The sequence below is a fragment of the Lamprobacter sp. genome, from assembly GCF_034860625.1.
Lineage (GTDB): Bacteria > Pseudomonadota > Gammaproteobacteria > Chromatiales > Chromatiaceae > Lamprobacter.
This window is the reverse complement of sequence record NZ_JAYESN010000165.1, coordinates 1-7,392: the sequence shown is the minus strand read 5'-3', so window position 1 is coordinate 7,392 and position 7,392 is coordinate 1. Positions and strand designations below refer to the sequence as shown.

Here is a 7,392-nt window from a genome sequence, read left to right as displayed (position 1 = left end):
GCCGCCAACAACTGGCCGCACAGCAGGCGCGCGCCGAGGTGCTGCTGGCGCAGGCCGAGCAGGACCTGGCCGATACCCGCTTCGAGGCACCCTATGCGCTGCGCCTATCCGAGGTTGAGGTCGAGTTGCATCAGTACATCGCGCCGGGCCAGCCATTATTCAGCGCCGACAGTCTGGCCGCCGCCGAGGTCGAGGCGCAGATCCCGCTCGGCATGCTGCGCCGTCTGCTCGGCAGCGTCGCGACTGCGCCCAACGCGCCAAATGCGCCAAATGCGCCCAACGCACCGATTCCCGAGACGCAGCGCCTCGACGAGCGCATGGACTTCAGCGCCGTGACCGCCGAGGTGCGCCTGGTCGGCGACGAACAGGTGCGCTGGCCAGCCGAACTGACTCGGGTCGCCAGCGGCCTAGACCCGGTTACCCGCAGCGCGCGGGTGGTGGTGCGGGTCGCGCATCCCTATCGCGATGCCAGCCCGCCCGATCGCCCGCCCTTGCAGCCCGGCATGCTGACCGAGGTCATCCTGTCCGCGGCCAGCCCCGAGCCGCGGTTAGTCCTGCCGGCGGCGGCCGTGCATGCGGGCCTGGTCTACCGGCTCGACGCCGAGGATCGACTCCGGCACAACCCGGTCGAGATCGCCTTCGAGCAGGGCGGCCTTGCCGTGATCGCCGCTGGCCTCGCGCCAGGTGATCGCGTCATCGTCGATGATCCACTACCCGCGATCGACGGCATGGCGGTGACCCCGCGCAATGATCCGGCACTTGAGGCGCAACTGAAAGAAGCCGCGCAAGGGCGGTCAACGCCCGCGGCCGGAGCCACTCGATGATCCGCTGGTTCGCGGCGCACCCGACCGCTGCCAATCTCCTGCTGCTCCTGCTGCTGGCGGCGGGCCTGTTCGCCGCACCGACCCTGCAGCGCGAGACCTTCCCCGACTACCGCCCGACCGAGGTCGGCATCGAGGTCGAGTACCGCGGTGCCAGTGCTGCCGATGTCGAGGAGGCGATCTGTCGGCGGCTGCGCGATGCGCTCAAGGCGGTCGATTTTCTCGATGAGCTGATCTGCGTCGCCCAGGACAACCTCGCCAACGCCACCGCGACCCTGCAGCCCGGCGGCGACGCGCTGCGCTTTCGCAGCGACATCGAAACCGCCGTGCGCGCCATCCGCCATCTGCCGGCGCGCGCCGAGACGCCGATCGTCCGCTCGCTGCATCAGAGCGATCTGGTCGCGGCGGTGGCGATCAGCGGCGCGCTGCCGCTGGCGCAGCTCGAAGAGGTCGCGCGCCGGCTCGAAGACCGCATCCTGCGCCTGCCCGGTGTCGCTGAGGTCCAGATCCAGGGCCTCTCGCAACGCCAGTGGCAAGTGGAGGTGCCGCGAGACATTCTCGCTCAGCACGGACTCTCAGCGCGCGATCTCGCGCAGCTGATCGCGCGCCAGAACATCGACCTACCGCTCGGCATCCTGGAGGGCGACGACCGCGAGCTGCTGCTGCGCTTCACCGATCAACGCCGCTCGCTGCGCGACCTGGCCGACCTGGTGGTGGTCGCCAGCGCCGAGGGCGGCGAGCTGACCCTGGGCCAGCTCGCCAAGCTCTCACAGGTCGGCGAGCGCGCCGAGGAACAGATCCGTTTCAACGGCGAGCGCGCGCTGGTGCTCGAGGTCAGCAAGGGCCTGCACGACGACGCGCTGCGGGTCTTCAACGCCCTCCAAGCCCTCATCGACGAAGAAAACGCACAACCCTTCGACCAACCCGCACCCGCAACCGCACTCACACTTAACCCTGACGCCTCTTCCCTGAACACGCAGGCGTCCGCACTCACGTCTCAATCCCCACCACTCACTCCTCACTCCTCTCAACTCACTCCTCAACTCACCCTGACCCAAGACATGACCAGCATCGTGCGCGATCGGCTGCAGATGCTGGTCGGCAACGGCCTGATGGGGCTGCTGCTGGTGGTGTTGGTGATGAGCCTGTTCTTCCGTCCACGCCTGGCGCTCTGGGCAGTGCTCGGGCTGCCGGCGGCCTTCGCCGGGGCCTTTGTAGTGATGGCCTTGACCGGGCTATCGCTGAACATGATCACGCTGGTGGCATTGCTGATGGCGATTGGCATCGTGATGGACGATGCCATTGTCATTACCGACAACATTGCCGCGCGGGCGAGTGCGCAACGGGGTGCTCAAGATGCGGGCAGCCATCCGTCCGGTGACGGCGCTGGCCAAGGGGCCAGCAACGAGGACAAGGATGCGGCCAACGCTCCCCCAGAGATCTCCGCTGCCAGCAGGGTTGCACCCTCCTCGCTCGACACCGTCGTCGCCGGCACCCGCGAGGTGCTGCCCGGCGTACTGTCGTCCTTCCTGACCACGGTCTCGGTGTTCCTGCCGCTCTCCTTCCTCGCCGGCGAGCTGGGTGCGGTGCTGCAGGTGCTGCCGATCGTGCTGATCGCGGCGCTGGCGGCGAGCCTGATCGAGGCCTTCCTGATCCTGCCGCATCATCTCAAGGGCAGCGTCAACGGTCTGCGCGAGGTGCCTGAGTCGCGGCTTCGAGCGCGGCTTCGCAGGCTTCCGCGAGCGCGTCGGCCGCGTCGCCGATGCGGCCATCCGCGCCCGTCATGCGGTGCTCGGTCTGGTGCTGCTGGTGCTGATCGGCTCGGTCGGCTTCGTCGCTGGTGGCCACATCGGCAGCGAGGCGATGCCCTCGATCGACGGCGATGTGCTGGAGGCGCGCATCCTGATGCCGCAGGGCACGCCGCTGACGCGCACCCAGGCGGTCGCCGCGCAGGTCGAGGCGGCGATGCGCCAACTCGATGCCGAGCTGAGCCCGCAACAGCCCGAGGGCGCCGCACTGGTCGAGGCGATCCAGACCCGCTTCAATCACAACCCGAGCGCGCAGGAGGCCGGCCCGCATGTCGCCACCGTCATCGTCGATCTGCTCGAGGCCGAGCGGCGCACGCTGAGCCTGGATGCGCTCACCGAGGCCTGGCGCGCGGCCATCGGCCCGATCGCCGGCATCCATAGCCTGCTGATCCAGGAGCCTGGCTTCGGCCCGGCCGGCATCCCGGTCGAGATCCGCCTGCAGGGCGAAGATCTGGATGCGCTCAAGGCCGCCGCGCTCGATGCCAGCGAAGAGCTGGCCGGCTATGCGGCGGTGTTCAATGTCATCGATGATCTGCGCCCCGGCAAACCGCAGCGCCGCTACCAGCTCGCCGAGGGCGCCCATGGGCTGGGGCTGACCGCCGAGGAGGTCGCCGCGCAACTGCGCGCCGCCTGGCTCGGCGAGATCGCCGATAGCCAGCGCATCGGCGCCTGGGACATCGAGATCCTGGTGCGTCAGGCCAAGGACGACCGTAACGATCTCGATGACCTGGCCGATCAGACCATCCAGCTCGCCGATGGCCAGCGCGTACCGCTCAGCGCGGTGGCGAGGGTCAGCGAGCAGCGAGACTGGGCGCGGATCACCCGTATCGATGGTCGTCGCACAGTTACCATCGCCGCCGATGTCGATGCCCGGCTGGCCAGCGGCCAGGCCATCGTCAGTGATCTGCGGGCACGCTGGCTTAGCGACTTCCAGGCGCGGCATCCGAGGGTGGAGGTACAGTTTGAGGGCCAGGTCGCCAATGCCGCCGAGACCGGCGGCTCGATCCGCCGGGGACTGCTGATCGGTCTGCTCGGCATCTTCGTCATCCTCTCGTTCCAGTTCCGTGGCTACGTCGAGCCATTGATCGTGATGCTGACCATCCCGCTCGCCTTCGTCGGCGCCATCTGGGGCCATGTGCTGATGGGCTATTACCTGTCGATGCCGTCGTTGATCGGCGCCGCCTCGCTGGCTGGTATCGTGGTCAACAATGCCATCCTGCTGATCCAGTTCATCAACACCAATCGCGCTCTGGGCCTCTCTGCCGCAGCCGCTGCGGGCCAAGCCAGCCGCCAGCGGCTCCGTGCGATTCTGATCTCTTCACTGACCACCATTGTCGGGCTGGCGCCGCTGCTGGCCGAGACTAGCTCCCAAGCCGATGCGATCAAGCCACTGGTGATCTCGGTGGTGTTTGGGCTGCTCAGCGCGACGGTGCTGGTGTTGTTGGTGATCCCGGCGCTCTATGTGCTCTTGGATGATCTCGGGTTGGCGCGGCCGAGGGTGCGAGCGGATTGACCGAGGTTCCTGGTGGAGAAGACGCTCGATTCAGCCGGGAAGCGACATGCCATGTCGTGAGAACTTGAGGATCATCGGCTAGCGGAATCGCCCCTAGTGCTACTCGCCACATCGAGGCTCAACCTCACTGCGTCTCCGTCACGCCCTGCACCGGCTCGGTCGGCAGATCCTCGGTGCTCGGCGCCTCGGGCGCCCGCAGGCGCAGGGCCGCAGCCTGGGCCTGACGGCTGTAGTCGATGGATTCAGCCAGGATGCGCGCAGACTCCTGATCGGCATGGAAGCCCTTGGAGTTCTCGCTGCTGATGTAATCGAGCCGCCACATCGCCTTGCGCTGCAGGTCGAGGGCCTCTTGGAGTTGGTCCGCGCTTGCACCGCCGGCCTTGGCCTCCAGGATCGCATCGAGCATCGCGGTCATCGCCGCGCCGGCCCGCTCGGTGAGCGCGACGGTGCGGCTCTGAATCGCGCCAACGCGTGCCTTGAGTTCCTGCTCAGGGACGTTGTGGCAGGTCTGGCAGGCGCTATTGATGTTCTCCATCGGGCTGCGCACGTTGTGGTTGCTGACCTTCATCGCGCCCTTGCGCTCGTAGGGCATGTGGCAATCGGCGCAGGCGACGCCGCTGCGCGCGTGAATACCCTGGCTCCACAGCTCGAATTCGGGGTGCTGGACCTTGAACACCTCGGCGCCGGTCTCGCCGTGCTCGTAGTCATAGAAGCCGGTGCCGTCCGGGAAGGTCGCCTCCTCCCAATAGGCCTCCGCATCATCGGCGCTCAACCCCTTGCCCCAAGGGAAGGTCAGGGTGTCCTGATTGCCGCAGTAGTACTCGACGTGGCACTGGCCGCAGACGAACGAGCGCATCTCCTGCGGCGTGGCGAGTTCATTGGGGTCATAGGGCTCGCTGCGGCTGCCCCGGCGCCACTGTTCGATGCTGGGCAGATGCGGTACCGCGCCCTCGCCGTCGGCCAGCTCGGCGATGCCGAGCAGGAAGCCTGGGCGGGTCACGCGGATCTGCATGGTCTTGGGATCATGACAATCGACACAGCTCACCGGATGCGCCTCGCCGAGCATCTGCGCATGCTCCTCGGAGACGGCCTCGCCGGCGTATTCGCCGCTGAAGCCACCGGGCGGCGCGAGCGGGAACACCGGCTCGTTCTCGCCTGGGGTGCCGTCCGGCGTGGCGTAGAGCATCGCCAGCACCTCCTGATAGGGCCGCTGACTCAGCTCCTGGAAGCCGCGGATCACCGCCGGCTGATTGAACTCGGCGGCGAGCTTGTCATCGGTGACCTCCTCACCCATCGCCTCCAGACCGACCCGGCGGTAGAGCACGTTCATCGAGCCATGGCAATGCAGGCAGGCGCCCGCCTGCGGCTTCTGGGTCACGCGCTCGGTCACGCCCTGGTCGTAGAGCATGTAGGCATGGCCGCGCGCCTCGCGGTAGTCGATACTGAAGGCATAGCCGGCATAGAGCCGCTTGAGCCAGGGTTGGGTCTCGAGCTTGCTCTGCGGCATAGCGCTGCTGCCGCCGTAGAACGCGTCGCCCGAGGTCGATTTCCAGCCCGCGAACTGATGCGGCCAGTTCTGGCCCCAGGGCTCGGGGTCGGTGGTGATCTCGTCGACCTCGACCACTCGCACGAACGGCTGGCGGGCGTCCTGCTTGTGGCTGAACATGGTGATCAGCACATAGGTGACGATCAAGCTCGCGACGACGGCGACGCCGAACACCGCCCCGAGCACGAGCGCGCGACCCGCTTGCCGGCTGCGGCGGGTCATCGGCGCAGGCGACGCCAGCAGCAGCCGCCCGCGCACCCCTGGTCGGCGAGCTTCCAGCGCACGCGGAGGTGGAGCTTGGTGAGCGTTCTGGGTCGATTGCGTCATGATGAACCTCTTGATCGAAGCATGAGGGATGATCGGTTGTAACTCAGCGCCGCTGCGCGTGGCCGACGTCGCTGTGGCAATGGACGCATGACTGCATGGCGCCGCCGGGCTCGGCCGGGAGCAAGTGATTCACCAGCGCGCGGTGGCAGTGGAGACAGGCGCCTTGGGCGACACGCCGATTCTGCGCGCGGATCTGGATCGGCTCGTGGAAGTCGCCGGTGGTGAAGGCCAGCGCGTGGAAGAAACCGTTATCGGCCTTGGTCAGCCACTTGCCAATGACGTCGTGCGGCAGATGGCAATCATTGCAGCCGGCGACGCCATGGTGGCTGGATTTAACCCAGGCGTCGTAGTGATCCTGCATCACATGGCAGTTGATGCAGGTCTTGGGGTCGTTGGTCAGATACGACAGGCCATTGCCATAGCCAAAGGTGAAGAGCCCGACACCGCCGAGCACACCAAGCATCGCCGCGACGGCCACGGCTAGCCAGGCGCGCGGTCTAGATGTGCTAGCACGGCTTGGCTCTCGGGTCTTCTTCATCACAGTCTCCGCCCTGCGCAAACCATGGTGCCATCATGACGCCGAATCCCCGATCAGCCAACCCCCCCGATCTCAGCAGACCGGCGCCTGCGTCCCGGTCCAGGACTCTGTTCGACAGGATGATGACGCCATCACCACCCGGAGCGCCTGAGGATGACTGACAAACAGTCGCTTGCACCCGGTTCAGCCGGCCGCCCACGCGAGGTCTTCCTGGCCTTTCTCAAGCTTGGCCTGACCTCGTTCGGCGGCCCGATCGCGCACCTTGGCTACTTTCGCGACGAGTTGGTCCTGCGCCGGCGCTGGCTGAGCGACGCGGCCTATGCCGAGCTGGTCGCGCTCTGTCAGTTCCTGCCGGGGCCGGCGAGCAGCCAGGTCGGCTTCGCCCTCGGCTATCTGCGCGGCGGCATCCGCGGCGCGCTGCTCGCCTGGGCTGCCTTCACCCTGCCCTCGGCGCTGCTTCTGCTGGCCTTCGCGCTCGGCGCCGATGCCATGGGCGGCGCGCTGGGTCAAGACCTGCTCCGGGGGCTCAAACTGGTCGCGGTGGCCATCGTCGCGCAGGCGGTCTGGGGCATGGCGCGCAGCCTGGCGCCCGATCGCGAGCGCGCGACCATGGCCTTGGCCGCAGTCCTGTTGGTCACCTTCGCGCCGAGCGCGCTGGGCCAGATCGCGGCGATCCTGGTCGGCGCCTTGGCCGGTCTGCGCTGGTGTCGAGCGCTCTCCCCACCCGTTTCCCAGGCGCAAGCGCTGGCCGTGCCGCTGCCGCGCCGCGTCGGGGTCCTGCTGCTGGGGTTGTTCGCGCTGCTGTTGTTCGGACTGCCGCTGCTGGTCGCCGCCGACGT

The 7,392-nt window shown here is 67.6% G+C and carries 5 protein-coding genes and 1 pseudogene; 4 read left to right on the top strand and 2 right to left on the bottom strand.

The features are described from left to right. The 3 genes and pseudogenes from VBE63_RS22680 to VBE63_RS22670 form a co-directional block, all read left to right on the top strand. On the top strand, positions 1 to 824 hold an 824-nt coding region (locus tag VBE63_RS22680), incomplete at its 5' end, for an efflux RND transporter periplasmic adaptor subunit (protein ID WP_416274641.1). Next, positions 821 to 2,425: pseudogene (locus tag VBE63_RS22675) on the top strand (efflux RND transporter permease subunit); the annotation flags it as partial. The gene VBE63_RS22680 and the pseudogene VBE63_RS22675, both read left to right, overlap by 4 nt. Before the next feature lie 58 nt (positions 2,426 to 2,483). Next, positions 2,484 to 4,142, top strand: coding sequence for an efflux RND transporter permease subunit (locus VBE63_RS22670; RefSeq protein WP_323685287.1), 1,659 nt, complete (start codon positions 2,484 to 2,486; stop codon positions 4,140 to 4,142). A 124-nt stretch (positions 4,143 to 4,266) separates the two neighbouring features. Here the strand turns inward: VBE63_RS22670 and VBE63_RS22665 are convergent, their stop codons facing one another. Continuing rightward, positions 4,267 to 6,015 carry an ammonia-forming cytochrome c nitrite reductase subunit c552 gene (locus VBE63_RS22665; RefSeq protein WP_323685286.1) on the bottom strand — a complete coding sequence of 583 codons (1,749 nt, stop codon included), beginning with the start codon at positions 6,013 to 6,015 and terminating at the stop codon, positions 4,267 to 4,269. Positions 6,016 to 6,058: 43 nt separating this feature from the next. Then, the gene (gene nrfH / locus VBE63_RS22660) at positions 6,059 to 6,553 is read right to left on the bottom strand and encodes a cytochrome c nitrite reductase small subunit (RefSeq protein ID WP_323685285.1); all 495 of its coding nucleotides are present in this window, start codon (positions 6,551 to 6,553) and stop codon (positions 6,059 to 6,061) included. A 153-nt stretch (positions 6,554 to 6,706) separates the two neighbouring features. Between nrfH and VBE63_RS22655 the strand changes: the two genes are divergently transcribed. After that, positions 6,707 to 7,392, top strand: a 686-nt coding sequence (locus VBE63_RS22655) for a chromate transporter (protein ID WP_323685284.1), incomplete at its 3' end; no start/stop codon positions are given.